This window comes from Halarcobacter mediterraneus (genome assembly GCF_004116625.1).
GTDB lineage: Bacteria > Campylobacterota > Campylobacteria > Campylobacterales > Arcobacteraceae > Halarcobacter > Halarcobacter mediterraneus.
The window spans coordinates 340,713-367,531 of record NZ_NXIE01000002.1 but is presented as its reverse complement, the minus strand read 5'-3'; the positions used below and the strand labels follow the sequence as shown (position 1 = coordinate 367,531).

Sequence of the window (26,819 nt, the reverse complement as noted above, 5' to 3'; positions counted from 1 at the left end):
AATAATTGAGAATAAGTGTTCCCGCAACTAGTGCTAATTTAGGACCTGGATTTGATAGTTTAGGATTAGCAATATCATTATATAATCAAGTAGTAATTAGACCATCAAAATTTCATAGTGTTTCTTTAAGAGGAGAAGGTTCAAATAACCCAATGCTTAAAGATAATAATATGTTTATTGCTATATTTAATGATTTCTATTTTAATTTAGCAAAGAAAAAAAGAAATTTTAGATTTGAATTTACAAATGAAGTACCACTATCAAGGGGTCTTGGTAGTTCTTCGGCGGTAATTGTTTCTGCAATTGCTAGTGCATATGCTATTGAGGGTGTAAAACTTGAAAAAGAAAAGTTATTAAATTTAGCTCTTGCTTATGAAAATCACCCTGATAATATTACCCCTGCAGTAATGGGTGGTTTCAATGTTGCAAGTGTTCAAGATAATGAAGTGAAATCTATAAGAAAAGAGTTACCTCGTTTTTTAAAAGCAGTTGTTGTAATTCCTAACAGACCTATTTCAACACAACTTGCTAGAAAAGCTTTGCCTTTTAAATATTCTAAAGAAGATACTATTTTTAATATAGCTCATTCCTCTTTACTAACTGCTGCTTTTATGACAGAAAACTGGGAAATGCTAAAGACTGCATCAAAAGATATTGTTCATCAGAAATATCGAATGAAACAAATGCCTGAATTATTTGATGTTCAAAAAACTGCATTAAATAATGGTGCACTAATGAGTACTTTATCAGGTTCAGGTTCTACTTTATTTTCTTTATGCTATAAAGAAGATTCTCAAAGGATAGAAAGTTCTCTTAAAAAGAGATTCCCACATTTTAGGGTATTAACAAGAAATTTTGATAATTCTGGTGTGAGAATAGAAGATTAAAAATAATAAGTTTAAGTAAAAATTAGGTATTATATTGACTATTTTGAAAAAACCAATCAGAACATGTGTTGTTTGTAGGAGAAAATTTGAACAAGATGTGTTAATAAGATTGAAATGTGAAAATAAAAAACTTTCCACTTATGACAATAGTGGAAGAAGTTTTTATATATGTAAAGAGTGTATTTCCTTTTTGGAAGATATAAACTCAAAAAATTATAAAAAACTTGAAAAAGCACTTTTTAGAGAGTGTAGAAACAAAGATAACTACGTAGGACAACTTAAGGAGATTTTAACGCATGTCAGATAATGTAAGAGTATATGAAATTGCTGAAGAAGCAGGAGCAAGTAGTAATGAAGTAATTGCTAAAGCTAAAGATTTAGGGATAGAACTTAAATCACCTCAAACAGCAGTTTCTTTTGAAGATGCAGAAGAGATTACAAACTATATAATGACTGGTAAAAGTTCAAAACTTGTAAAAAAAACAGTTACAAAAGTAGTAAAGAAAAAAGAAGCACCTAAGAAAGAAGAAGAAACACCAAAAGAAGAAGAAAAAGCTGAAAAAGAAGTAAAAACTGAGAAAACAGTTGAAACTAAACAGGAAGAAACACCTGAGAAGCAAGAAGAAAAAAGTTTAGAAAAAGAAACTAGCGTTAAAAGTGTAGCTCCAAAAAGGGTTGTTCCAAAAAGAAGAGGGCTTAAGATCATTAAAAAGAAAAAGCCTAGAGAAGAAAAAGAACCTACAATTTCAAATAATATAGATAACCAACCTAAAAAAGCAATGAAATCATTAAGTGAAATTTTAGGTGGAAATGAAAATTCAAATTCTAATGAACAAACAAAAGTAAGTCAAGAGCAAACAGCTGCTTTAAAACAAAAGAAAAAAGAGAAAAAGAAACAACCTCCGAAAGCTCATGAGCATGGAAAGGTTATAGAATTTGAAAGAGGAAGTGAAAATAATTTTTCAAATGCAAGTGATGAATCTCTTTTAGGTGAAGAAGTTGTTTTACTTGATATGGATTTAGCAGATACTTCTAAGCTTTTTGATGAACCTGCTAAGAATAATACAAAAAATGATAAAGATAAAAAACAAACAAGATCTTCTAGACCTGCAGCGTTTGGAAATAGACCTCAAGGTTTAAAGAGAAAGAAAAGAAAGAAAAGAATTAGAAGAGAAGTCGAAGAAATTGATATTACTGAAGTAACAATTCCAGAAGACGTTAGGGTTTATGAATTTGCAGAAGCTTGTGGTAAATCACCAGCAGAGGTTATAACTGTATTATTTGGTCTTGGCATGATGGTTACAAAAAATGACTTTTTAAAACAAGATGAATTAGAAATTCTTGGTGAAGAGTTTGGAATAGAAGTAACAGTTAAAGATGCTTTAGAAGATGCAAACTATGTAGAAGATTATCAAGAAGAAGAAATAGATGAATCTAATTTTGAGACAAGACCTCCAGTAGTTACAATTATGGGGCATGTTGATCATGGTAAAACATCATTACTTGATAAGATTAGATCTTCTAAAATTGCTTCAGCTGAAGCAGGAGGAATTACTCAACATATTTCTGCATATACAATTAAGCAAAATAATCAAAAAATTACTTTTGTAGATACTCCAGGGCATGCCGCTTTCTCTGCCATGAGAGCAAGAGGTGCAAGTGTTACTGATATCGTAATTATTGTTGTAGCAGCAGATGATGGTGTTAAACAACAAACAGAAGAAGTTATTTCCCATGCAAAAGAGAGTGGATGTCCTATTATTGTTGCTGTTAATAAAATCGATAAAGAAGCAGCAAATATGGATATGGTAAAATCTCAAATGGCTGAGAGAGAAATGACTCCTGTTGATTGGGGTGGAGAAATTGAATTTATTGGAGTTTCTGCTAAAACAGGAGAAGGTATTGATGATTTATTAGAAAATATTCTTCTTCAATCAGAAATTTTGGAATTAAAAGCTGATCCAAATGCAAAAGCAAAAGCAACTGTTGTTGAATCTTCACTAGAAAAAGGAAGAGGTCCTGTTGCTACTGTAATTGTTCAAAATGGTGAATTAAAAGTAGGAGATAATGTAGTTTGTGATACTACTTTTGGTAGAGTTAAAGCTATTACTAATGATTTAGGTAAACCTGTAAAATCTTTAGGACTTTCTGAAACAGGTTCTATTTTAGGTTTAAATGAAGTACCTGATGCTGGAACTGTAATGGTTGCTCAAGATTCTGATAAAGAAGCAAGAGAAATTGCCACAAAAAGAGCTGAACATGCTAGAGCTAAAGAATTGTCTAAATCAACAAAAGTTTCTTTAGAAGAAATGAGTGGATTAATTGCAGAGGGTAAAATTAAACAACTTCCTGTGATTATTAAAACTGATGTAGGTGGTTCTTTAGAAGCAATTAAAGGTTCACTAGAAAAAATCCAAAATGAAGAAGTTAAAGTTAAAGTGATTCACTCTGGAGTGGGGGGAATTACTGAGTCTGATTTAATTTTAGCAAGTGCCAGTGAAGGTTGTATAATTTTAGGATTTAATGTAAGACCAACTGGTAGTGTAAAAAATAAAGCTAAAGCTGATGGAATTACTATTAATACTTATTCAATTATTTATGATTTAATTGATGATATTAAAGATACACTATCTGGTATGATGAGTGCTGTTATTAGAGAAGAAAATACTGGTCAGGCAGAAGTAAGAGATACTTTTGTTGTTCCAAAGGTAGGAACTGTTGCAGGTTGTTTTGTTACTGATGGTAAAGTTATTAGAGGTGGACATGCAAGAATTATTAGAGATGGTGTTGTTACTTATACTGGTAAGATTTCATCTCTTAAAAGATTTAAAGATGATGTTAAAGAAGTATCTAATGGCTATGAATGTGGTATTATGTTTGACAAGTTTAATGATATTAAAGTTGGAGATTATATTGAAACATTCATTCAGATTGAAGAAAAAAGAGAAATTAAGGCTTAAGGTTTTAGTGTGAAAAGTATTAATCTTCAAAGAACTGAATCATTATTAATGGAACTTGTTCCTGAAGCTTTATCAAGTATGAATGATCATAGAATTCGTTCTCTTCCTATAACAGGTATAAACTGTAAAAATGGAAAGTATGATGCAATTGTATATTTTGATGGAAGTGACTTCGAGGATAAAGAAATACCAGGTGTAGTTTCTGCATTAACTAAAGCAAGTGGTAGAATAAAATCATATGTTTTAAGTGCAACAGGTTGGTATAAGTGTCCTACCTTTAAATTTGAAAATGATAAATCTTTAGAGAAGTCAAAAAATATTGAAGATTTATTTAGAAAAATTGAAAAAGATAAAAAGAGTGACTCATGAATTTAGAAGAATCAATTGAAATTGCAGTACAAGGTTGTGGTGCAGAAGTTTATGATATTGTATCTTTGAAAGAAAATGATATGAATATTTTCAGAGTTTATGTTACATCAAAAGAGGGAATTAATCTTGATAAATGTGCAGAAATTTCTAGAATGATATCTCCTATCTTGGATTTAGATGAGCCTATGAATGGTAAATATAATCTTGAAGTTAGTTCACCTGGAATAGAAAGAAAACTAAAAAATCCTAGGCATTTTAAAGCTTCTCTTGGTGAAAAAATTAAATTAAAAGACTTTGATAAGAATTCAATCAAGGGTGAATTATTAAGTGCTGATGATAATGAAATCAAAATTAAAACAGAACATGGAGAAGAAATAATTACATATGATGAAATTTCTTCTGCTTCAACATATTTTGAATGGTAATATAAATTTATAATAAATTAAGAAAGGAAGTTGATTTTCAACTTCCTTTTTTTTTACTTTAAAGAAGAAAAAATGAAAATAGATGACAACTTTTTTATGAAATTAGCAATTGATGAAGCATGGAAATATCAGTTGTTAACTTATCCAAATCCTGCAGTTGGCTGTTTAATTGTAAAGAATGGTGAGATTTTATCAATAGAAGCACATAAAGAAGCAGGTAAAGCTCATGCAGAAGTAAATGCATTAAAAGCTGCTTATTTAAAAAAATATCCAAATGATGTAATTAAAGCAAAAAATTCAAGCCATGATATACATAAATACTTAATTGAAAACCATAAGGGGTTTTTTAATGATTGTGAAGTTTTTGTTACATTAGAACCATGTAATCATGAAGGAAAAACTCCTGCTTGTTCGAATCTTTTAAAAGAACTAAAACCAAAAAGAGTAATAATTGCTCATAAGGATATTAATAAAGAAGCCTCAGGTGGTATAGAAACTCTTTTAAAGGCAAAGATTAAGGTTGACCTTGATTGTATGAGAAAAGAGGCATATGATCTATTATATCCTTTTATAAAATGGACAAGTGGTACATTTATATTTTATAAAATGGCACAAACATTAAATGGCTCTATTGATGGTAATATTTCTTCAAACTCTGCAAAAGCATATGTTCACGCACTTAGAGATAAAATCGACTTAATGCTTATTGGAGGAAATACAGTTCGAAATGATAAACCTACATTAGATGCAAGATATATAGCTGGACGTGCCCCTGATATAATGATTTATTCTAAAAATAGAATATTTGATACAAATATTCCACTTTTTAAAGTAGCAAATAGAAAAGTTACTATAAGTAATGATTTATTTAAGCTTCTAGATTACAAAATTGTGATGGTAGAAGGAGTCTATAATTTGTTAAATATTCTTAAAGAAAAATTAGATTTCATAGTGTTACTTGTAAGCCCAAAAATTAGAAATGGAATTAATGCTTTAAACGATATTGATATTGATTTTGAAATAGTTCATGAGAATTATATTGGGGATGAAAAAATTATTTATTTGAAAAAAAAGAGTTAGTTTTACATAAAAGAGTGAAGCTATCCACTCTTTTAATATTATTTTACTTTCTCTAGGTATTCACCTGTTCTAGTATCAACTTTTATTACATCATCTTCTACTAAATGGAAAGGAATTTGTACAACGGCTCCACTTTCTAAAGTAGCAGGTTTTTTACCACCTTGTGAATCTCCTTTAAAGTTAGGAGGTGTTTCTACAATTTTAAGTTCAACTACCATAGGAGGCTCAACTGTGATTGCATCACCATTGAAGAACATCATATCTACGTTCATTCCATCAATTATCCAATCTGCAGTATCTCCAACTTGATCGTATGTTAAACCAATTTGTTCATAAGTATTTGTATCCATAAATTGTAGCATCTCACCATCATCATATAGGTATTGCATTGTTTTTTGTTGTAAATCTGGTGTAGTACATTTATCACCAGCATGAAATGTTTTTTCAATTACCTTACCATTTAAAAAGGATTTAATTTTACATCTTACAAATGCTGCTCCTTTACCAGGTTTTACATGCTGATATTCTGTTATTTTATAAGGAACACCATCAATTTCAATTTTCAATCCCTTTTTTAGTTCACTCATTGAAATATTTGCCATTTATTCTCCGATTATGTTTTTATATATAGAATTTTAAGAAGTGAAAAATCACTTCTTAATTAATTATCATCTTATATTTCTGCATAAGCTACAGAAATTGCAGCTTCTAAATTATTTATTTGTTCTAAAACTTTATGAGAAATAGATTCATCAACAAGGATTACAGCTAAAGCAGAGTTTTTACCTCTTGCTAATCTGAAGTCAGAAATATTAATATTATTATCTCCTAACAATTTACCAACTTGTCCAATTACTCCAGGAACATCATTGTTTCTCATCATTATCATTTTACCTTTTGGTTCAATATCAAAATCAAAACCATCAAGTTCAACAATTCTTTGAACATCATCATCAAATACTGTACCAGAAATTGTATTTACTCTTTTTTCTGTAGTAATAGTTATTGTGATTTTATTGCTATATCCTGAAGAATGATTTATTTCACAAGTATCAAATTTAATACCTTTTTCTTCAGCTATAAATTTTGCATTTACATAGTTTATTTCATCTTTATCACTAGAAGCTGTTAATGCACCTACTGTTGCAAATGTTGATAAAGAATCTAAATATTCTTTTATTTCTCCTTGAGCACAAACAGAGATAGATCTAATTGCAGATTTATCTAATTGTGCTGATAGGAATGCTATTTTCTGAGTTAATTCAATATACGGTTTTACAAATGAAGGAATCTTATTTTCATCAATTGGTAGATTTAGTGCATTAGGGTATGCAATTCCTCTTGCAGACTCAATTGCATTTTCAGCGGCTTGAGTAGCAATCTTTTTTTGAGATTCTTTTGTATTTGCTCCTAGGTGGGCTGTTACAGTTATATTATTTAAATCTAAAAGCGGGTGATCTGTTGCTGGCTCTTTTTTGAAAACATCAATTCCTGCCATTGCAATTTTCCCAGATTTTAAGTTATTGTAAAGAGCTTCTTCATTATATAATCCACCCCTTGCACAATTTATTAAAATTACACCATCTTTCATTTTTGCAATTTCATTCTCACCAATCATATCAATTGTTTCTTGATTTTTAGGAGTATGTATAGTAATTATATCACAAGCTAAAATGTCATCAAAGTTTGTTGTATATTCAACGCCTAAGTCTGTTGCTTTAGTTGATGGAATATATGGGTCATATGTAAGAACATCCATTTCAAAAGACTTAGCTCTTAATGCAACTCTATGCCCTATATTACCAAAACCAATGACTCCTAACTTTTTACCAAAAAGTTCATTACCATACCAGTCTTCTCTTTTCCAAATTCTTTCATTTTTTAATTGATTGTGTGCATAAGGAAATTTTCTCATACAAGATAGCATATGAGCCATAGTAAGCTCAACGGCTGCAATTGTATTTGCAGTTGGAACATTCATAGCAATGATACCTCTTTTGCTACAAGCTTCCATATCTACATTATCATAACCAACACCAGCTCTAATAATTGCTTTTAGATTTGTTGCTGCATTTAAAAACTTTTCATCTACATCTGTTGAAGATCTAGTAATAGCAACATCTGCATCTTTTATTACATCTAATAAAGATACTTTATCTATATCTGCTGCATATACATAATTTATGTCTTCTGTAGTTTTTAAGATGTTTAATCCATCTTCATGAATATGGTCACAAACTACAATTGTATGTTTACTCATTTGCACAAATCCTTATTTAATTTGGTCTTTTAATAAATCACCTAAAGTCATAGATGTATCATCATTAACAGCTTTTAAAACTTCTCTTTCTTGTTGTTGTTCTAATCTTTTAATAGATAATCTAACTCTATTTCTTTTAGTATCAATATTAACTACAACTGCTTCTAGTTCATCGCCAATATTAACTTCTTCAGCATTAAGTGGTCCAAAGTCTTCATTTCTAATTAAACCATCTAAATTGTCTTCTAATTTAATAAAAATACCAAAATCTTTTTTATCTTTTACTGCACCTTTTACAATATCTCCAAGGTTATGAGAGTTTTGGAATTTTTGCGCAGGTGAATCAGAAATTTCTTTAATTGATAAAGAAATATTTTCTTTTTCTCTATCTATTTTGATAATTTTAACTTCAACTTCATCACCTTTTTTATAAAGTGATTTACATTTTGCATTTGATTCCCAAGAAGCTTCTTCATTGTGTAATAAACCATCAACTTCTCCAATTGTAACAAATGCACCAAAATCAGTTAAAGTAGCAATTTTACCTTTAACTACATCTCCAACTTTATGCTCTTTTGTAAATTTTGCAAAAGGTTTCTCTTGTAGATTTTTTAGACTTACTCTTAATCTTTTTTTATCTACATTTAATTCAATAACTTCAACATTAACTTCTTCACCTAATGTTAATAAGTCTTTTGGATTTTTAAGGTTTTTATTCCAAGAAATTTCTGAAATGTGTAATAAACCTTCAATATCATTTCCTAAATCTACAAATGCTCCATAAGATTCAAAGTTTGAAACTGTAACAGTAATAGTATCTCCTACTTCTAGTTCATCTTTAATTTCATCCCAAGGATTTGGAAGTGCTGCTTTAATAGATAATGATAAGTGTTGTTTAGCTTTATCATAAGATAATACTACAACAGATACTTCATCACCTTCATTATAGTAGTTTGCAGGGTTAACAGGACCTTTATAAGAGATTTCATTGTAGTTTACTAAACCATCAATTCCACCTAGGTCAATAAACATTCCATAAGAAGTTATTTTTTTAACAATACCATTTACAGGTTCGTTTTTTTCTAAAATTTCATTTACTTTAGAGTCTTTTTCTACTTTTGCTTCTTCAATAAGTTTTTTTCTAGAAACTATAATTGAGTTTTGAGCTTCGTTTATTTTTAAAACTTTTGCTTTAACTTTTTTACCGATAGCTCCATGAGTTTTTAAATATGATTGTGCCATTGGCATAAAATATTCTAGACCAGAATCATCTTCAATAATAAAACCACCTCTGTTTTTTACAGAAACAATTTTACCTTCAATTGTAATATCTTCAACATTTTCACCATGTTCTTTTACAAAGTTATCAAATTTTTCTTTTTGTAGAACTTTTTTATAAGAAATATTTGGTCTTTCACCTTTATTTCCCATTAACATTACAGAAATTGTGTCACCAGCTTTAAATTGTACTTCTCCACCGATTGTAATTTCAGAGATATTTAGTCTACCTTCTATTTTTTGACCTACATCTACAAGAACATTATCATTAGTAATTTCAACAATTACACCATTTACTACAGAGTTGTTTTCAGCATTCTCAAAAGACTCGTTAAGCATTTTCTCAAAATCAAAGTCTTCACCTAATTCAATATCATCGATAGCCATTTTATTCCTTCATTTTAACCGTTTTATTATAAATGGCTATTATTATATCGGATTAATACTTAAAGAAAGAGTATTTAGTATTTTTCTATTTCATCAACAACTTGTTGTATAATCCAATCAGGAGTGCTTGCTCCCGCTGTTATTCCACATAAATTTTTATTTTTAAACCAATTTGGATCAAGTTCTTTTGCATTTTCAATTAAGTAAGAATCTTGACAATTTTCTAGACAAATACTATGTAGCTGTTTTGTATTTGAAGAGTTTTTACCTCCAATGACAACCATTACATCAACTTCTTTAGAAAGTTCTCTTGCAGCATCTTGATTTTCAAAAGTTGCATCACAAATGGTATTGAATACTCTTACTTCTTTATTTTTTAAAATTAAAGCATTTACAATTTCTAAATAAGTCTCTTTTTTCTTAGTTGTTTGGGCAACAGTAGCAATTTTGTCATACTTAAAATTGATATTATCAAGTTCTGATATTGATAGAATAACATGAACATCTTCTTGGTCTTCTCCATATGACTTTACCCCTTTGACTTCTGGGTGAGCCTCATCACCAAATATTAAAATCGAATAATTTTCTTGGGACATTTTTTTTACTATTTGTTGTGGTGTAGTAACAAATGGACAGGTAGCATTAATGACTTTTGCATCTTTTTTTCTTAAATCTTTTAAGTCATTTTTAGGAATACCATGTGTTCTAATAATAATTGTATCTTTGGGTTTTACATCAGTGAGATTATTATATAAACCTACATTATAATCAGTTTTTAATCTATCAATTTCATTTTGATTATGAATTAATGGACCCATTGTTGCAGAGTCTTCATATCCTTCTGCAATTTTTATAGCTCTTTTTACTCCAAAACAAAAACCGTAGCTTGATGCTAGTTTTACTTTCATTATTTAGATCCTTAAAATTATCTCAATTTTTTAATATAAAGAGTCAAGGATTTCTTTGAAGTTTGGAAATGAAGTTAAAATACAATCAACATCATTTATTTCCATATCACATAAAGTACCAGCTATTGCAAAGCTCATTGCAATTCTATGGTCTCCATGAGAGTCTATAGAGGCTTTAATTATTGTTCCTCCTACTATTTCATAACCATCTTCAAATTCAGTGTAAGATACACCACACTTTTCAAGGTTTGAAACAACAGCTTTAATTCTATCTGACTCTTTTACTCTTAACTCTTTTGCATTTTTTACTAATGACTTTCCATTTGCAATTGACATAGCAATTGAAAGTGCTGGAAGTTCATCAATTAACCAAGAGATATTATTTTCAACCACAACACCATTTAGTTCTTTGTGTTTTACTTCAATATCTCCAATAGGCTCATAAATATTCTCTTTTTCTATAAAATTAACTTCTGCACCCATTCTTTTTAAAACTTGGTATGCTTCAATTCTTGTAGGGTTTAATGACACATTTTTTATTACAACTCTTGAGTCTTTTGTAATTGCAGCTGCTACTGCAAAAAAGAACCCAGAACTTGGATCTGTTGGAACTGTAATATTTAATGGCTTTAAATGACCTTCTAAAGGATGAATATTTATAAACCCTTCATCATCTGTCTCTAACTTAGCTCCCATACCTTTTAGCATTCTTTCTGTATGGTCACGTGTTAGTTCATTCTCCTTATACTTTGATACACCATTAGCTCTAAGTGCAGCAAGTATCATTGCTGATTTTACTTGTGCAGAATCAACAGGCGAAATATAAGTAAAAGGTTTTAACTCTTTTACTCCTCTAATAAATAAAGGAGCTTTATTACCTTCTTCTCTACCATCAATATTTGCACCAATACTTCTTAGCGGGTCTGCCACTCTTTTCATTGGTCGCTCTTTAAGGTATTTATCACCAGTTAAAGTAAACGCACCATCAACAGAGGCTAATAGTCCACAAAACAGTCTCATTGCAGTTCCTGAGTTACCACAATCAAGAATATCTTTTGGTTCAGTTAGTTTATTAGTTGGTGTAATTTCTACAGTAGAACCATCTCGTGTGATTTTAGCACCTAATTGTTCTACTATACTTAAAGTATTTAATGTGTCTTCTGCTGTAAGGTAATTTTTAATATATGAAGTTTCATTAGAAAATAGTGAAAACATTGCACATCTATGTGATATTGATTTATCACTTGCAATTGAGTCAATTTCTATGTCAAAAGGCTTAGATAGTTTTTTAATGTCAAATGTTTCCACTTTTGTTTCCTTATCTTAATTCAATATTTAATTTTTCTTTCAATGCTTCTAAAATACTATTCATTGTTGAAGTAATATCTTCTTCTTCAAGTGTTTTATCATCATTTTGAAGAACAAATCTAATAGTTAAACTCTCATTTTCACCTAAGTTTTCATCTTTATAGATATCTATTAGGTTATATTGTTTAATTGTTTTATTCTCTAAAGAGTTAATTACATCTTTAATTTTCTTAAATTCCATATCTTGTGGAACAATAAGGCTTAAGTCTTTTTTAGAAGCTTGGAACTTAGAGTAACTTTCTACTTTGATTAAATCATTTGCAATTGTTTCAAAATCAATTTCAGCGATAAATGTATCAGCTAAATCATATTGGGCTGCAACACTTGGATGTAGTTTTGAAATAAATCCTACTGTTTGACCATCTACAATTACATTTGCATTTTGGTATGGGTGAATTAAATCATTAGAAATTTTATTCATTGGTTCTAAATCAAATTTTCCAACCGTATTTAATACTTTTTTAGAGAAAGAGAAGAAATCAATATTTTCTGGTTTTCCAGAATTTGTAATTTCTTCAAGTTCTTTTTGCCCTGAAAATACAAAAGAAATTACTGTTTTTTCTTCTCTTCTTAAGTTAAATATTTTCCCGATTTCAAAAAATGCTGCTGATTTAAAACCAAGTTTAGCATTGTTTGAACAAGCTTCAATTAGGTTTAAAGAGATAGTTGTTCTAAAAGTATCTAGCTCTTTTACAATTGGATTTAAAATGTCAAGACTTTCTTGAACTGTTGCTAGAGAATATTTTTCTAACTTTTGTTTATCTGCAAAAATATAAGTCACAGTTTCAAAGAAGCCATTTTCTATTGCTTTAGCTCTTAATTTATTTTTTTTAATTAAATCATAAGAAGTTTTATTTGATCTATTTACTTCATCAATTGCTAAAGGTTTTGCTTGAATATTATCAATACCAATGATTCTTACAATTTCTTCCGTAATATCAGCAATATTTTTTATGTCATGTCTATAATATGGTACTTTAATTGATAATACATCAGAGGAGTTGTCTTTTACTTCAAATCCTAAACCACTAAGTATTTTATCAATTTTAACTTTTTCTACTTCTTGCCCAATTATTGCATTGATTTTTTTTATACTTGCATCAATAGTAATTTTTTCTTCATAATCAATAAAAGATTCATTTCCATTATAAACTTCTGCACCAAAAGTTGAAATTAATGAACAAAATTGTTTCATTCCTAACTCAATTGCTGGTTCACTACCTCTTGAACTTCTATAATAAACTTCTCCTGTTTCTTTTTTTGTTTCAAAAACTTTTTTTGCTAATGTTTCAGGGTTTATATAAGAAGCTTCTATAATATATTCATTACTTTCATCTTTTTCTGTATTATTTTGCTCTACGCATAGAGTACTTAATTTTTTATTTCCAATTACTACATCAAAACCTTGTTTGTCTTTTTGAATATGTATTGTTGATAAATTATTTACTACTTCTGCATCTTTCTTTGCATAGGCATTTAAAATTACTCCTGAAGAGTGAGTGATGTATGAAATAGCATCACTTAAATCATTTTCTTTATATTTGTCAATGATTCCAACTCTTATTTTTTGTAAAACTGGTAAAGAAAAGTTTTCAGAATTTATTACTGTATAAATAAATTTTGTTTCTATATTACTTTGACTTTCTACTTCTAGTATTTGTCCAATTCCTAAATCATTGTAGTTAATTTTAAATTCTTGCTCTTTGAAAGGGATTGAATAAAAAGCACTAAGTTCTCTAGCAACTCCATTTATGCTTAAACAGTCTCCTCTATTTGCAGTAAGTTCAATTTCAATAATATCATCATTTAATAGATTATATTCTCTTAATTCTCTTCCTGTTACAAGTTCTCCAATAGAATTATCAAGTTCTAAGATACCATCATTTAATTTTGCTAAACCTATTTCTGTAGAAGAACAAATCATACCATTTGACTCTATACCTCGAAGTTTAGCTTTTTTAATTTTAAAATCTTCACTAAGTTTACAACCAACTACAGCAACAGGAACATATTGTCCTGCATCAACATTTTTTGCACCACAGACTATTTGTACTGTTTCATTTCCAATGTCAACTTGGCAAATATTTAATTTGTCAGCATCTGGATGTTTTTCTTTTTCTAAAACTTTTCCTATTACTACTTTAGGAACTATTCTTTTTTCTTCGACACTATCTACTTCTAATCCTATAGAGTTTAAAGTTTTACAAATATCTTCAGTTGATATTTTTGAAATATCTATATATTCTTGTATCCACGATCTTGTTATTATCATTTAAACTGTCCTAATAATCTTAGATCACTTTCAAATAGTGATCTTAAATCTCCTATATCATGAGTTAACATAGCAACTCTTTCTATTCCTAGACCAAATGCATATCCTGATTTATTTTCATATCCAACTGCATTAAAAACATTTTGATCTACAATTCCACAACCAAGTATTTCTATCCATCCTGTGTGAGAACATACTCTACATCCATCACCTTTACAGAATACACATGAAATATCTACTTCAGCAGAAGGTTCTGTAAATGGGAAGAATGAAGGTCTAAATCGAACATCTACTTCCCCAAAAATATGTTGTAAAAATTCAACTAAGACATGTTTTAAATTAGCAAAAGAAATTTTATCTGCATCATCTACTACAAGTGCTTCAATTTGGTGGAACATTGGCGTATGTGTAATATCATAATCTCTTCTAAAAACTGTTCCTGGTGCAATCATTCTAATTGGTGTTTTTTGTTCTAACATTGTTCTAATTTGAACAGGAGATGTATGTGTTCTAAGTAAAGTATAATCTTTATTATAGAATGTATCTTGCATATCTCTTGCTGGATGGTATTTAGGAAGGTTTAATGCTTCAAAGTTATGAAAATCATCTTCTACTAAAGGTCCTTCTTCTACTGCAAAATTAAGATTTTGAAAATAAGTAATTATTCTATCCATAGTTAATGTTACAGGATGTGCTGCACCACATGTTAATTCATTATTAAATTTTGTTACATCAATTTTTTCTTCTTTTAACTTTTCTTCAAGTGCTTTTTTTTCTAATACTTGTTTTTTATTTTCTAAAGCCTCAGTTATTTCAGTTTTTTGCTTATTTAAATTTTCAGCAAATGCTTTTTTCTCTGGCCCTGGAATATCTTTCATTTTTGCAAACTGCGCAGGAATAATACCTTTTTTACCTAAAGTTTCAATTCTTAAATTTTCTAGAACTTCAAGTGAATCAGCATTATTAATCTTGTCAAGCCATTCTTTCACTTTTATTCTCCTGTTGTTTTTTTCTAAGGAAGTGGATTATACTTTAAAATTTATTAGAGTTTGGTTATAATTTTTTTTAAACTTTAAAAGGTAATAATATGTGTATTTTTTGTAAAATTGTAAAAGGTGAAATTCCTAATCAAACAGTATTAGAAGATGAAAATTTTTTAGCTTTTAATGATATTAATCCTGCTAAAAAAATTCATGTATTGGTTATTCCTAAAGAGCATTATGATTCTTTTGATGTAATTCCTCCTGAAATAATGTCAGAAATGACTACATTTATTCATAAGGTTGTAGAAAAATTAGGAATAAGAGAAACAGGTTATAGAATGATTACAAATATTGGTAAAAATGGAGGACAAGAAGTTTCTCATTTACATTTTCATATTTTGGGTGGAGAACCAGTAGGTAGATTAGTTCGAGATTAAGTTGTAGTTATTAATACTACAACTCAACTTATTTTCCTTCTTGGAATTTTCCTAAGCTCATAAGTTTTTCATATTTTTTTTCATATCTTTCTTCTTTAGATAATTGTTTTAATTCCTCAAGAGAAGATAAAAAATAGTCTCCTAAAGCTTTAATTGCTTCTTCTTTTTTTCTATGTGCACCAATTAAAGGCTCATTTACCACATCATCAACTAAACCTAAGTCTTTTAATGATTCAGCAGTTATTTTAAGTGCATTTGCTGCTGTTTCAACTTTAGCAGGATCATTCCATAAAATTGCAGAACATCCTTCTGGCGAGATAACTGCATATACAGAATATCTCATCATAGCAAGTTTATCTGCTACAGATATTGCAAGAGCTCCTCCTGAACCACCTTCTCCTATAACAACAGATATTGTAGGAGTTGTTAATTCTGAAAATTCATATAAGTTTTTAGCAATTGCTTCAGATTGGTTTCTTTCTTCTGCTCCAATTCCTGGATAAGCACCGGGAGTGTCTACAAGCATAAGAACTGGCAAATTAAATTTTTCAGCTAATCTTGCTGCTCTTAAGGCTTTTCTATAACCTTGCGGACTTGGCATACCAAAGTTTCTTTTTAATTTATCTTTAGTTCCTCTTCCTTTTTGTTCACCAATAACCACAACTTTTTCATTACCAATATATCCTAGGAAACATACAATTGCATTATCATCATCATAATGTCTATCTCCATGAATTTCATAATAGTCATGCATAAGACCTTTTATATAATCCATTGCATATGGTCTATCTGGATGTCTAGCTAATTGAAGTTTTTGATAATCACTTAAGTTTTTAAAGGTTTTTTCAACTTCTTTTTCTAGTTTTCTTTCTAGAATTTCTACCGCATGTTCATCATTTTTTGTTTTTGCAACTGTAATATCTTCTTCAATTTTTTTTATTTTGTCTTCAAAATCTAAATAAGTTGCCAAATAATTTCCTTTTCGAAAAGAGTTTTTACTCTAATATTAATCTTCTAGTTTTTTAAATATTATAGAACCATTTGTTCCACCAAAACCGAAATTATTACTCATCACTATATTTAGTTGAGCTTTTTTCGCTTTATTTGGAACATAATCAAGGTTACATCCTTCATCTAGGTTTTCTAAATTTATAGTTGGAGGAATAATTCCTTCATTTAATGCTTTAATTGTAAAAATTGCTTCAATCGCTCCAGCAGCACCTAAACAATGACCAACTTGACCTTTTGTAGATGTAACAGGAGGACAATTTTCTACACCATTAAATAATTCAACTATTGCTTTTGATTCATTTGCATCACCAACTGGAGTAGAAGTACCATGAGCATTAATATAATCAATTTTAATGCTTTCCCCTATATTTGTTTGTGCCATTGATAAAGCAGCTTTCATAGCTCTTAATGGTCCTTCCATTACTGGTGCAGTTATGTGATTTGCATCACTTGATTCTCCAAAACCAATGATTTCACAATAAATCTTAGCACCTCTTTCTTTCGCTGACTCTAAAGTTTCAACAACAAGTGCTCCTGCACCTTCTCCCATAACAAATCCATCTCTATCTTTATCAAATGGTCTTGATGCTTTTTGTGGTTCATCATTTCTTGTTGATAAAGCTTTCATTGAAGCAAAACCACCAATTCCTGCACCACAAATAGCACTTTCAGCACCTACAACTAATACTTTATCTGCGCCATTAGTTACAATAGTTTTTACTGCATCTGCCAAAGCATGTGTTGAAGCAGCACAAGCAGTAACATGAGATAAAGAAGGACCTTTTAATCCATGTTCAATAGAAATAAATCCACCTAACATATTTACTAAAGATGAAGGGATAAAGAAAGGTGAAATTCTTTTTGGGCCTCTATTCGCACACGTTACAGAGTTTTTTTCAATTGTTGTTAATCCACCAATTCCTGAAGCCGAAATTAAACCAAATCTTTCTGATAATGAATCGTCAACTTTTTTATTTTCATCATTAATAAAACCTGCATCTTTCATCGCTTCATTTGCAGCTTTTATTCCTAATTGTATAAATCTATCAGCTTTTTTTACTTCTTTTTTATCCATTACTGTTGTTGGATCAAAGTCTTTAACTTCTCCTGCAAATTGTACAGGATATTCACTTGCATCAAATAATGTGATAGTTTCAATTCCACATTTACCTTCTACAGCAGCGTTAAATGAATCCTCTACATTGTGTCCTATCGAATTTATTGTTCCTAAACCTGTTATAACAACTCTTTTCATCAAATTTGCTCCAAAATCTAAAAATTTAAATAATTCAATTCTTATTAATTAAAAATTCAATAATTTAAATACTGTATTAAAAAAGCCAGTAACGATTACTGGCTTTACATTATTAAAAAGCGTAAAATTACGCGTTATCTTCGATGTATTTAATTGCATCCGCCACAGTTAAAATACCTTCAGCATCTTCATCAGGAATTTCGATATCGAATTTTTCCTCTAATGCCATAACTAACTCTACAACATCTAGTGAGTCTGCACCTAAATCTTCAATAAATTTAGACTCTTCTTTTACTTCTGCCGGATCGCAATCTAGTTGTTCTACAACTACTTCTTTTACATCATCTAATAATGCCATATTCTTTTCCTTTTTTAAAATTGTCGCAATATTATAACACAAAAAGATTTAATAAATCTTTTTAAACGTATAATCCACCATTTACTTTTAAGATTTCACCTGTTATATATGAAGCATGATCACTAAGTAGAAATGCCACAGCATCAGCAATCTCACTAGGTTGACCAAATCTACTTAAAGGAATATTCTTTTCATATTCTGCTTTAACTTCATCTTTTAATTCATCTGTCATATCTGTTTGAATAAAACCAGGTGTTACTGCATTATATCTAATATCTCTTGCAGCAGCTTCTTTAGCAAATGATTTAGTCATTGCATTTAATCCACCTTTTGAAGCAGAGTAATTTGTTTGACCTGGGTTACCCATTTCTCCAACAATTGAAGAAATATTTACAATTGAACCAAATTTCTTTTTTCCCATTGCTTTTAAAGCACCTTTACAGCCAATAAATGCTGAAGTTAAATTTGCAGTAATTACATCATTAAAGTCTTCTACTGACATTCTTAGTGCAAGTTTATCTTTTGTAATTCCTGCATTATTTACTAAATATGAAAGTTGCCCATCTGCATCTACAATAGTTTTAATTGCTGCTGTAAATTCATCTTCTTTTGTTACATCAGCTTTAACAATTGCTGCAGTTCCACCGTTTGATTCAATTTCTTCTTTGATTTTTTCTGCAGCTTCTATTCCATTTCTGTAGTTAATCCATACTTTTAAACCATAACTTGCAAGAGTTTTTGCAATTTGTGCGCCAATACCTCTACTTGCACCTGTTACTAATACATTTGATCCAGTAAATTTCACTTCATTAATCCTTTGTCATTTAATTGAGTAAATAAATCTCTAATAAAAGTTTCTTTTTTAAGATAATATTATATCTATAATTAGTTAAACACCTCTTTTATTGTCCCAAACTCTAATATGTAATCTGTCACAATATTTAAATCCATTTTTAATAGCAAGGTTAATAACTGCTTCACTATTTTGATTTATTTGTTCAGCTGTATCTCCCATAGGCATTAAGTAAACTTCTGTTCTGGGAATTTGTAAAAGTATATTTTTTATTTCTTCTTCTGCTTGTTTTTTAAAGTTTTTATCCACAACAAACTTTAAATAAGAGTTTTTTGTTTTATCTATAATAGTATTTAGTGTAGTTGTATTTACTCTTTTTTTTAAAGGTTCTAAAGAGTTTGATAACTTTACACTCATAGAAAAAATTATTTCTTTTTGATAAGACTTATCTAAAGTTATATCTAAAGAAGCATTGGTTTCAATTGTAACTTTGTAGTTGTTTTCTATATAATATCTTAGAAGTTTTTGAAATTCGTCATTTTTCCAATATAATAGAGGTTCTCCACCTGTTATTACAATATCTATTTTATATTTTGGTTCAATTTTAGAAATTTTATTAATAATATTTTCAGCTGACATTTTTTGCCATTGATCTTTAAATGCAGGATCTACAGCATAGTAAGTATCACATGAACATTTTTTTATACCACTTGGAGTTTCATATTCTACATTAAAGCCTTCACATCTAAAGTTACATTTTCCTACTCGTATAAATATTGAAGGGCTACCTACTAATTTACCTTCTCCTTGTATTGTTGGTCCAAAGATTTCATTAATTTCAAGCAAAGACATGACTTTTACTTTTTGGAGTTTCCTCAAATTGAACACTTGCAACTTTTATTCCTATTTTTTGCATTTTTTTACTTGCAATTTCTAAGAACCATGCAGAAAGATTTTCACTTGTAGGTACAAATTCAACAATTACATACCCTTCATACATCTCTTTTATATGAAGTGGTTCATCTTTTAATTTGTCCATATTAGGAATATAATATCCTTGCTCAAAAAATATTAAGTCTTCTTTTTTTATATGGGGTAGTAAAGTAGGGTATAAAGGGTCATTTATATCAATGATAAATTTATGATCTAAAACATCATCTAGAAACTGTTTAAACCAATTTAAGTGTTTAAAATCTGTTACCATTCCATCTTTTAATTCACTTGCTTCTAAAAAAATTACAATTTTCCCTTGGTGTCCATGAAGGTGTCTACATTTTAAACATGGATCTAAAGAGTATTCACTATTCAAGGTTTGTGACCAAACTCTATGTCCATAACAAAAGTCAAAAGATTTAGATATTTTCCATGTCAAAATTTATTCCTTATATTTTATTGGATCTTTACTATTTGCTTTTTCAAATCCATTTAGTCTTAGTCTACAAGAATCACAGACTCCACAGGCACTTTCTTCTTCTTGATAACAAGACCAAGTATGTTCTAAAGGGACATTTAACTCAAGAGATTTTTTTACAATTTCATCTTTCATTAAGTGAACTAGGGGTGTTTTTATTTCTATTTTTGTAGACTCTTTTGTTCCTTGATTAATGGCATTTGTCATTTTAGAGATAAATTCATCTGTACAATCTGGATATCCTGAACTATCTTCTTCTACTACCCCTATAAATAAGGCATTTGCTTCTTCTTTTTCTGCAATAGCACTTGCAATTGATAAAAAAATACCATTTCTAAAAGGTACATAAGTAATAGGAACACCTTCTTCTATACCATTTATTGGAATATCAATACTATTATCAGTAAGAGCACTAGCTCCTATTTGGGTAAAAAAAGGAATATCAATCTCGTATTTTTCTTTTATTTGTAAATCATTACAAATATTTCTAAAAGCTTGAAGTTCTTTTTTTTCTGTTCTTTGTCCATAATTAAAATGAACAGCAATTATTTCATATCCTTCTTTTTTTGCAATATAGGAAGCTAAAGTAGAGTCCATTCCTCCACTTAAAATACAAACTGCTTTTTTTGAAGCTTTATTCATAAGTTATAAAATCCTTATACTCTTTTGAAAAAAACTTCCAATTAAGTGGAAGTATCTTTATTTTAGAGTTTTTTTCAAGTTTTGATAAATCTTTATCTACAACAATCATTGCGTTGCATTTACTCAAAGTACTAACCATTCCTGGTAATCTTTTTTCTTCAGGATAAAAATATTCTCCATCAAATAATCCTGGAATTATAGTGATTCTTCCTTTTTTTATTTTTAAATCAATTCCTATTTTTGCATTTATATAATTTTGGTAAATTGATTTTTCTCCTAAAAGTTTTTGAATTAAAGTTTTTCCAAATAATTCAAAAATTAGACTTGAGGCTAAAGGGTTTCCTGGTAAATTTAAGATAAAAGTTTTTTCTATTTTTCCAAATATTGTTGGTTTTCCTGGTTTTATTTCAATACCTTTAAAGATCTCTTTAAATCCTAATCCTTTAAAAGCTTCATTAGTAAAGTCTGCATCTCCTACAGAAACTCCACCTGAAGTAATAATTAAATCTGAGTCTAAAGAGTTATTGATTAAGTTTTGTAAGGATTTAACTGAATCTTTAGCTTGTCCTATAAAATGAACTTCACAATCTAATTCTTTACATTTTGCTATTAAAGTAGGGGTATTTGAATTATAAATTTGGTAGTCTTCAATCTTTTCATAGTGTAGTTTAAGTTCTTCTCCACTTGCGAAAACAACAATCTTTGGTTTTTTATAAAGTTTTATATGAGAAATACCTTGAGAGCTTAATAAAGTTATATGAGAAGAATTTAATAAAGTGCCTTCTTCAATGAGTACTTGATTTAAACCTATATCTTCTCCAATGAATCTAATATGTGAATATTTTTTAAGATTTTTATTACTTATAATAATCTTTTCATCTTTTATAATACATTCTTCTTTTGGAACAATTAATGTAGCATTTTCAGGAATTTTTGCCCCTGTCATAATTTTAGTACACTCATTATCTTTTAATTTGACATTTTTATTATCTCCTGCAAAAATTGTTTCACAAATAGATAGTTCTGAATTAATATCTTCATATCTTAAAGCATATCCATCCATTGCAGAGTTATTGAATTTAGGAAGAGCAATTGTGCTAAGTATATTTTCAGCACAAATTCTATTAATACTTTCTTCTATGGGGAAAATTTCATATTTATGTTTGATTTCTAAATTTGTTAGTATAGTTAATACTTCTTTTACATTTAAGGCCATGAATTATCCTTCTTTACTAATACCTTATGACAAATAAGATATAATACCAAAATTTTTTAAAAGTGAGATTAACATGGAACTAATGAGTGGTGCGATACAGACACACGTTTATACAATATACTTTTTTTTGGCAATAATGCTTTTTAACCTATATTCTGTATATACTGTTAAGGAATTTATACCTCTTGCAAAGAGATTAAAGTTTATGACACCTTTATATCATTTAACAAATGCAATTGTTATGTATACAGGAGCAATTGTATCTGCATATGCTCAACATTTTTCATTTACTGTATTTTTTATGATAGCAGCAGCAATTTTTTTGTTAGTAATAGAAATAAAAAGATATAAGAGGATGAGAGTAATTAAAAGTAAAGATATAAAGCTTCAAGAAGATTTTAGAGTCTATTCTAAAAAAATATATACTATAGAAATCTGTGTTTTGATTTTTGTTTATATTATTTCAAAGATTTTTTAAAATGCAATTTACTTATCATAAGGAAGCTTCGCAAGAAATTTTAACTGTTGATAATGAAACTTACAAATATCTATTTAAAGCTAGACGACAAAAAATTAATGATGAAATTTATTTTAGAAACTTGAATGATAAAAATATTTATTTATATAGGGTAATTGATATTACAAAAAAAGATGCTAAATTACAATTATTGTCTTTTGAAGAAAAGATAATTGAAAATGATAAAAAAATACATTTAGGGTGGTGTTTAATTGATCCGAAAATAGTAGAAAAATATATAGCTTCTTTAAATGAATTGGGTGTAGATAAAATCACTTTTATTTATTGTGAATATTCTCAAAACAATTTTAAAATAAATATGGATAAATTAGAAAAAATATTGATTAATTCTTCTTCTCAATGTGGAAGATCTTCTATTATTAAATTAGAAAGCTCAAATGGTATAGAAGATTTTTTAAAGCAAAATGATAATGTATACTTTTTGGACTTCTCTTCTAAAAGTATTGATTCAAAAAAAGATGAAATTAAAACTTTAGTTTTAGGTTGTGAAGGTGGTTTTTCTAAAAAAGAAAGGGATTATTTTGAAGAAAATAAAATAGTAGGATTTGATTCTAAATTGATATTAAGAAGCGAAACAGCTGCTATAAGTGCAGTTTCTAAAATTATTGTATAAATTTTATAAAAAGATAAACAAAAAAGTTTATCTTTTTAATGTATAACTACCAAGCTCTTACAATAGAATGACATCTAGCACAGGCATTCATCATGTCTGAGTAAGCATTTGCTGCATCAATATATGCTTTGTTTTCTAAATTCAATTCTAAAACATTTGCATCAAGAGAAATTCTTTTTGCTGCATTTGATGCAATATTTACCATATGCTTTTTATTTTCTGGTAAATATTGAGCAATTACTTTTTCATCAGAAAAAAGAGTATTCCCTTCTCTAACTTTTTGAGTACCACTTTTAATTAATTCAATATTGTTGTTTAAAAAACCTTTTTGAATTTCTGTCATACCTTGTTCCATAATGTTCATTGATTTTTGCATTACATCTTGTGCCGAGCTAATACAGGCTGTAAGTGCTAATGCAGCTAAGATTTTAATTAATTTCATATTATATTCTCCCTCTTTTTATATATTATGAAAAGATGTTCTTAATGAACATCTCTCCATTTACTTGCTTTCCATAGCCAAGCGAAAATTGCAAAAATTACTAGATAAATTAAGAACTTAGGACCTAAAGCTTCTCTTTGCTCTTTTTTAGAATCACCAACTTCTTGCATATATTTTACAACTTGAACTTCTGCATCATTAGTTAAACCAACTCTAGGCATAGCAGTACCTTCTAAGTGTTTTTGAGGGTCATTAACAAATGTATGTAAGTATGATTCTCCTCTTGATCTAATATATTGTGATAAATCTGGAGGAAGTTTCCCCATGTATGCTTTGATATTTTCATTTGGAGTTTTAGCAGCCATTGTACCACCTTGCATATCTCCATATTTAATACCATGACATCTTTGACAAGCATCAGTAAATACTTCCTTATTTGTCATTTCTTTTGGAGAAATTGATTGTAAGTAAGCTACCATATCTGCAATTTCTTGTGGTTGCATCCAACCATAACCTGGCATTGGATGAATTTTACCATCAACAAATTTATGAGATACTTTTGATGCTAAAGCAGGGTCTTTAATAAATGCAACTAGATAGTCTTTTGTATAAATCTTTCCTGCGGTACTTAAATCTGGAGGAACTACACCATAAGCTGCTGCTGCACTTGCATTATCCATTAATTGAGGGAAACCTTGCTTTTCAATAGAGTGACACGCTGTACAATTTGATTGTACTAAAACAGCACCATTTTCAGCATTTCCAGTTAATGAAGTAACTTCTTCATTTGCAGTCCAAAAATCAGTCATTGTTTTTTCAAATGCCACTGCATTATCATACTCTACTTGTGCAAGATGAATATCTTTTTCGTTATTTTCTTTTTGTGCTTCTTCTAAAGCTTCTTTAGCAACAGTTACTGCTTCTTTTGTTGTTTCTTTATCTGCTTCAGCAAAATTATAATTTGCTGGTTCTACATGTGGATGCATTTGAGAGTGAGCAAAAGGTTCAACTCCCCAGTATGTAACAAGTGTTAAAACTACTACTACTGCTAATATTTTTAATTCTCTCATTACTCACCTCTCTTTTTTGCATCAATTTTTGTAACAATTGGAAGTACTAAGAATAAGATAATAAATAGCATTGCTGCTGCAAATCCAATCCACGCATTAGTACCTGTTGGAGGTAGTTTACCCCAAATTGTTAATACAATCAAGTCAGCCATTAATACCCAGAACCAAATAAAGAACATAGGTCTTTTATGTGCTGGTAAAATTTTTGTATCTCTATCTAACCATGGTAATAATAAGAAAATTACGTTTGCAAATCCAAATGCTGCTAACCCAATATCAAATGCCTTAACAGGACCAACATCAAAGAAGAAACCTCTTAATACTTCATATGACCATAAGAAATACCATTCTGGATAAATATGTGCAGGTGTAACCATATTGTCTGCTGGATCAAAGTTTACTGGATCCATTGCAAAGTTATAATGGAAGAATACTAAATAGAAATAGAAAATTAAGAAAATACCTAAAATTGCAAAATCTTTTGAAATAAATACTGGCCAGAAAGGAATAACTTTAGCTTCTTTTTTATTTCCAGTTAAATATTTTTCTGCTTCTGCATCATAATCAATTTCTTCACCTTTTTGATTGTTAACGTGAGGAATTCTTAATGTATAAAAGTGTAATCCAATGATACCCATAATAACAATTGGTAATAAGAATACGTGTAACATAAAGAATCTAGTTAATGTAGCATCTGCAACATTAAAGTCACCTCTAATCCACACAACTAATGCATCACCAATAACTGGAACACCACCAAATAAGTTTGTAATAACCATTGCTGCCCAATATGACATTTGTCCCCATGGTAGCATATAACCAGAGAAACCAGCTGCTGAGAATGTCATAAATAATAACATACCAGAAATCCAAATCATTTCTCTACCTTGTTTATAAGAACCATAATAAATTCCTGTAAACATGTGAATATAAATAATTAAGAATACTACAGAGGCTGCAACACCATGCATGTGTCTAAATAACCAACCATATGCAACTTCTTGCATAATTGTATAGTTTACAGAATCAAATGCTAAATTTACATCTGGTTTGTAGTACATCATTAAGAATAAACCAGAAATTACTAAGATTTTGAACGTTACTGCTAAAAGAACACCCATAGCCCATAAGAAGTTAATATCTTTTGGAATCCAATATTCAGTCATTAAAACTTTTGTTAAAGCTGTAGTGTTAAGTCTTTGATCTAACCATTCACCTACAGAATTAGCTTTTTCAAATTTTGCCATTTACCTCTCCTTATGCCATCATCGCAGCAGCGATTTTTTTGTATTCAGGTCCTTCTTCTCCTAAAACGATAGAAGTTCCTTTTACACTAAATGGAGGTAAATCAAGAGGTCTAGGAGGAGGTCCAAAAACTTGTTCAGCACTAGGGTTGAACTCTCCACCGTGACATGCACATTTCCACATATTTTTCTTCCATGCAGGAATACATCCTAAGTGAGTACAAAGACCAATTGCAACAGTGAATCTATCATCACCAATTAATAAGTCTCTACTATTATCTTCCATATCAGTAGTTTTCTTAAGTACAAAAATTGGTTTACCTCTCCACATAAATGTTTGAGGCTCTCCCGCTTTTAGTCCACTAAGTTCTACTGTTGTAAATCCACCAGCTAATACACTTGGTAATGGATCCCACACTTGTTTCATACCAACAAGTGAAGCTGCTCCACCAACAGCTGCAACAGCTGCAAATGTGTAACCTAGAAAATCCCGTCTATTTGTTTCGTTAGACATTTAGCTTCCTTATTTTAAAATTAAATTTATAGATTATATAATTAATTTTCTTAAATAATGATGACTAAGGTCAAAAATACCTATAATTTCAAGGATGT

General features: G+C 29.3%; 28 protein-coding genes. 9 read left to right on the top strand and 19 right to left on the bottom strand.

Going from position 1 to position 26,819, the window contains the following annotated elements; translation table 11 throughout:
- The first annotated feature begins 5 nt into the window (after positions 1-5).
- The 6 genes from thrB (at position 6) to ribD (ending at position 5,721) form a co-directional block, all read left to right on the top strand.
- Positions 6-887, top strand: coding sequence for a homoserine kinase (thrB, locus tag CP965_RS05960; protein ID WP_129061166.1), 882 nt, complete (start codon positions 6-8; stop codon positions 885-887).
- Between the two features lie 34 nt (positions 888-921).
- Complete coding sequence (locus CP965_RS05955) at positions 922-1,194, top strand: DUF448 domain-containing protein (protein ID WP_129061165.1); 273 nt, start codon at positions 922-924, stop codon at positions 1,192-1,194.
- Entirely contained in the window at positions 1,184-3,847 is a 2,664-nt protein-coding gene (gene infB, locus CP965_RS05950) for a translation initiation factor IF-2 (RefSeq protein WP_129061164.1), read from the top strand. Before CP965_RS05955 ends, infB begins: the two co-directional genes overlap by 11 nt.
- 9 nt (positions 3,848-3,856) lie before the next feature.
- Positions 3,857-4,216, top strand: coding sequence for a 30S ribosome-binding factor RbfA (gene rbfA, locus CP965_RS05945; protein WP_129061163.1), 360 nt, complete (start codon positions 3,857-3,859; stop codon positions 4,214-4,216).
- Entirely contained in the window at positions 4,213-4,641 is a 429-nt protein-coding gene (gene rimP, locus CP965_RS05940) for a ribosome maturation factor RimP (RefSeq protein WP_129061162.1), read from the top strand. The genes rbfA and rimP overlap by 4 nt, the downstream gene beginning before the upstream one ends.
- Positions 4,642-4,713: 72 nt before the next feature.
- Positions 4,714-5,721, top strand: coding sequence for a bifunctional diaminohydroxyphosphoribosylaminopyrimidine deaminase/5-amino-6-(5-phosphoribosylamino)uracil reductase RibD (gene ribD, locus CP965_RS05935; RefSeq protein WP_129061161.1), 1,008 nt, complete (start codon positions 4,714-4,716; stop codon positions 5,719-5,721).
- A 38-nt stretch (positions 5,722-5,759) separates the two neighbouring features.
- Here the strand turns inward: ribD and efp are convergent, their stop codons facing one another.
- The 7 genes from efp to pheS form a co-directional block, all read right to left on the bottom strand.
- Positions 5,760-6,323: an elongation factor P gene (gene efp / locus CP965_RS05930; protein ID WP_129061160.1), complete on the bottom strand. Its 564-nt coding sequence runs from the start codon at positions 6,321-6,323 to the stop codon at positions 5,760-5,762.
- A gap of 71 nt (positions 6,324-6,394) precedes the next feature.
- Positions 6,395-7,981: a phosphoglycerate dehydrogenase gene (gene serA, locus CP965_RS05925; RefSeq protein ID WP_129061159.1), complete on the bottom strand. Its 1,587-nt coding sequence runs from the start codon at positions 7,979-7,981 to the stop codon at positions 6,395-6,397.
- 12 nt (positions 7,982-7,993) lie between these two features.
- Positions 7,994-9,646, bottom strand: coding sequence for a 30S ribosomal protein S1 (locus tag CP965_RS05920; RefSeq protein ID WP_129061158.1), 1,653 nt, complete (start codon positions 9,644-9,646; stop codon positions 7,994-7,996).
- 74 nt (positions 9,647-9,720) lie between these two features.
- Entirely contained in the window at positions 9,721-10,554 is an 834-nt protein-coding gene (locus CP965_RS05915) for a 4-hydroxy-3-methylbut-2-enyl diphosphate reductase (protein WP_129061157.1), read from the bottom strand.
- A gap of 30 nt (positions 10,555-10,584) precedes the next feature.
- Positions 10,585-11,862, bottom strand: a complete 1,278-nt coding sequence (gene aroA, locus CP965_RS05910; RefSeq protein ID WP_129061156.1) for a 3-phosphoshikimate 1-carboxyvinyltransferase — start codon at positions 11,860-11,862, stop codon at positions 10,585-10,587.
- 10 nt (positions 11,863-11,872) lie between these two features.
- Entirely contained in the window at positions 11,873-14,194 is a 2,322-nt protein-coding gene (gene pheT / locus CP965_RS05905; protein ID WP_129061155.1) for a phenylalanine--tRNA ligase subunit beta, read from the bottom strand.
- A complete protein-coding gene (gene pheS, locus CP965_RS05900; protein ID WP_129061154.1) occupies positions 14,191-15,183 on the bottom strand; it encodes a phenylalanine--tRNA ligase subunit alpha in 993 nt (330 codons plus the stop codon). Before pheS ends, pheT begins: the two co-directional genes overlap by 4 nt.
- 98 nt (positions 15,184-15,281) lie before the next feature.
- Here pheS and CP965_RS05895 point away from each other — a divergent pair, with 98 nt between their 5' ends.
- On the top strand, positions 15,282-15,614 hold the full coding sequence (locus CP965_RS05895) for a histidine triad nucleotide-binding protein (RefSeq protein ID WP_129061153.1): 333 nt from the start codon (positions 15,282-15,284) through the stop codon (positions 15,612-15,614).
- Positions 15,615-15,642: 28 nt separating this feature from the next.
- Here CP965_RS05895 and accA read toward each other — a convergent pair whose 3' ends face one another.
- From accA to CP965_RS05855, 8 genes are all read right to left on the bottom strand, one after another.
- The gene (accA, locus tag CP965_RS05890) at positions 15,643-16,584 is read right to left on the bottom strand and encodes an acetyl-CoA carboxylase carboxyl transferase subunit alpha (RefSeq protein ID WP_129061152.1); all 942 of its coding nucleotides are present in this window, start codon (positions 16,582-16,584) and stop codon (positions 15,643-15,645) included.
- Positions 16,585-16,620: 36 nt separating this feature from the next.
- Positions 16,621-17,880 (bottom strand): beta-ketoacyl-ACP synthase II, encoded by a 1,260-nt coding sequence (locus CP965_RS05885; RefSeq protein WP_129061151.1) that lies wholly within the window; start codon positions 17,878-17,880, stop codon positions 16,621-16,623.
- A gap of 127 nt (positions 17,881-18,007) precedes the next feature.
- Positions 18,008-18,238, bottom strand: a complete 231-nt coding sequence (acpP, locus tag CP965_RS05880) for an acyl carrier protein (RefSeq protein WP_129061150.1) — start codon at positions 18,236-18,238, stop codon at positions 18,008-18,010.
- Between the two features lie 61 nt (positions 18,239-18,299).
- A complete protein-coding gene (fabG, locus tag CP965_RS05875; RefSeq protein ID WP_129061149.1) occupies positions 18,300-19,043 on the bottom strand; it encodes a 3-oxoacyl-ACP reductase FabG in 744 nt (247 codons plus the stop codon).
- 84 nt (positions 19,044-19,127) lie between these two features.
- Positions 19,128-19,883: a 7-carboxy-7-deazaguanine synthase QueE gene (locus CP965_RS05870; RefSeq protein WP_228712682.1), complete on the bottom strand. Its 756-nt coding sequence runs from the start codon at positions 19,881-19,883 to the stop codon at positions 19,128-19,130.
- The gene (locus tag CP965_RS05865) at positions 19,870-20,403 is read right to left on the bottom strand and encodes a 6-carboxytetrahydropterin synthase (RefSeq protein ID WP_129061148.1); all 534 of its coding nucleotides are present in this window, start codon (positions 20,401-20,403) and stop codon (positions 19,870-19,872) included. Before CP965_RS05865 ends, CP965_RS05870 begins: the two co-directional genes overlap by 14 nt.
- Before the next feature lie 3 nt (positions 20,404-20,406).
- Positions 20,407-21,084: a 7-cyano-7-deazaguanine synthase QueC gene (queC, locus tag CP965_RS05860; RefSeq protein WP_129061147.1), complete on the bottom strand. Its 678-nt coding sequence runs from the start codon at positions 21,082-21,084 to the stop codon at positions 20,407-20,409.
- Entirely contained in the window at positions 21,077-22,300 is a 1,224-nt protein-coding gene (locus CP965_RS05855) for a molybdopterin molybdotransferase MoeA (protein WP_129061146.1), read from the bottom strand. Before CP965_RS05855 ends, queC begins: the two co-directional genes overlap by 8 nt.
- A 73-nt stretch (positions 22,301-22,373) precedes the next feature.
- Between CP965_RS05855 and CP965_RS05850 the strand changes: the two genes are divergently transcribed.
- Together CP965_RS05850 and CP965_RS05845 are read left to right on the top strand one after the other, a co-directional pair.
- On the top strand, positions 22,374-22,778 hold the full coding sequence (locus tag CP965_RS05850) for a hypothetical protein (protein ID WP_129061145.1): 405 nt from the start codon (positions 22,374-22,376) through the stop codon (positions 22,776-22,778).
- Position 22,779: 1 nt separating this feature from the next.
- Positions 22,780-23,451, top strand: coding sequence for a 16S rRNA (uracil(1498)-N(3))-methyltransferase (locus tag CP965_RS05845; protein WP_129061144.1), 672 nt, complete (start codon positions 22,780-22,782; stop codon positions 23,449-23,451).
- Between the two features lie 46 nt (positions 23,452-23,497).
- Here the strand turns inward: CP965_RS05845 and CP965_RS05840 are convergent, their stop codons facing one another.
- The 4 genes from CP965_RS05840 to petA are packed head-to-tail and all read right to left on the bottom strand — an operon-like array spanning position 23,498 to position 26,721.
- Positions 23,498-23,893 carry a hypothetical protein gene (locus tag CP965_RS05840; protein ID WP_129061143.1) on the bottom strand — a complete coding sequence of 132 codons (396 nt, stop codon included), beginning with the start codon at positions 23,891-23,893 and terminating at the stop codon, positions 23,498-23,500.
- Between the two features lie 41 nt (positions 23,894-23,934).
- A complete protein-coding gene (locus CP965_RS05835) occupies positions 23,935-24,963 on the bottom strand; it encodes a c-type cytochrome (RefSeq protein ID WP_129061142.1) in 1,029 nt (342 codons plus the stop codon).
- Positions 24,963-26,210, bottom strand: a complete 1,248-nt coding sequence (locus CP965_RS05830; RefSeq protein WP_129061141.1) for a cytochrome b — start codon at positions 26,208-26,210, stop codon at positions 24,963-24,965. The genes CP965_RS05835 and CP965_RS05830 overlap by 1 nt, the downstream gene beginning before the upstream one ends.
- A 10-nt stretch (positions 26,211-26,220) precedes the next feature.
- The gene (gene petA, locus CP965_RS05825; RefSeq protein WP_129061140.1) at positions 26,221-26,721 is read right to left on the bottom strand and encodes a ubiquinol-cytochrome c reductase iron-sulfur subunit; all 501 of its coding nucleotides are present in this window, start codon (positions 26,719-26,721) and stop codon (positions 26,221-26,223) included.
- Between the last annotated feature and the right edge of the window lie 98 nt (positions 26,722-26,819).

Excerpts from the sequence above, each read along its gene's own strand:
- queC (WP_129061147.1), bottom strand. The coding sequence starts at position 21,084 with ATGAATAAAGCTTCAAAAAAAGCAGTTTGTATTTTAAGTGGAGGAATG.
- serA (WP_129061159.1), bottom strand. The coding sequence starts at position 7,981 with ATGAGTAAACATACAATTGTAGTTTGTGACCATATTCATGAAGATGGA.
- CP965_RS05895 (WP_129061153.1), top strand. The coding sequence starts at position 15,282 with ATGTGTATTTTTTGTAAAATTGTAAAAGGTGAAATTCCTAATCAAACA.
- CP965_RS05885 (WP_129061151.1), bottom strand. The coding sequence starts at position 17,880 with ATGAAAAGAGTTGTTATAACAGGTTTAGGAACAATAAATTCGATAGGA.
- acpP (WP_129061150.1), bottom strand. The coding sequence starts at position 18,238 with ATGGCATTATTAGATGATGTAAAAGAAGTAGTTGTAGAACAACTAGAT.
- pheT (WP_129061155.1), bottom strand. The coding sequence starts at position 14,194 with ATGATAATAACAAGATCGTGGATACAAGAATATATAGATATTTCAAAA.
- CP965_RS05840 (WP_129061143.1), bottom strand. The coding sequence starts at position 23,893 with ATGAAATTAATTAAAATCTTAGCTGCATTAGCACTTACAGCCTGTATT.
- rimP (WP_129061162.1), top strand. The coding sequence starts at position 4,213 with ATGAATTTAGAAGAATCAATTGAAATTGCAGTACAAGGTTGTGGTGCA.
- CP965_RS05855 (WP_129061146.1), bottom strand. The coding sequence starts at position 22,300 with ATGGCCTTAAATGTAAAAGAAGTATTAACTATACTAACAAATTTAGAA.
- CP965_RS05835 (WP_129061142.1), bottom strand. The coding sequence starts at position 24,963 with ATGAGAGAATTAAAAATATTAGCAGTAGTAGTAGTTTTAACACTTGTT.
- CP965_RS05915 (WP_129061157.1), bottom strand. The coding sequence starts at position 10,554 with ATGAAAGTAAAACTAGCATCAAGCTACGGTTTTTGTTTTGGAGTAAAA.
- CP965_RS05830 (WP_129061141.1), bottom strand. The coding sequence starts at position 26,210 with ATGGCAAAATTTGAAAAAGCTAATTCTGTAGGTGAATGGTTAGATCAA.
- infB (WP_129061164.1), top strand. The coding sequence starts at position 1,184 with ATGTCAGATAATGTAAGAGTATATGAAATTGCTGAAGAAGCAGGAGCA.
- ribD (WP_129061161.1), top strand. The coding sequence starts at position 4,714 with ATGAAAATAGATGACAACTTTTTTATGAAATTAGCAATTGATGAAGCA.
- CP965_RS05850 (WP_129061145.1), top strand. The coding sequence starts at position 22,374 with ATGGAACTAATGAGTGGTGCGATACAGACACACGTTTATACAATATAC.
- CP965_RS05845 (WP_129061144.1), top strand. The coding sequence starts at position 22,780 with ATGCAATTTACTTATCATAAGGAAGCTTCGCAAGAAATTTTAACTGTT.
- petA (WP_129061140.1), bottom strand. The coding sequence starts at position 26,721 with ATGTCTAACGAAACAAATAGACGGGATTTTCTAGGTTACACATTTGCA.
- CP965_RS05870 (WP_228712682.1), bottom strand. The coding sequence starts at position 19,883 with ATGTCTTTGCTTGAAATTAATGAAATCTTTGGACCAACAATACAAGGA.
- efp (WP_129061160.1), bottom strand. The coding sequence starts at position 6,323 with ATGGCAAATATTTCAATGAGTGAACTAAAAAAGGGATTGAAAATTGAA.
- CP965_RS05920 (WP_129061158.1), bottom strand. The coding sequence starts at position 9,646 with ATGGCTATCGATGATATTGAATTAGGTGAAGACTTTGATTTTGAGAAA.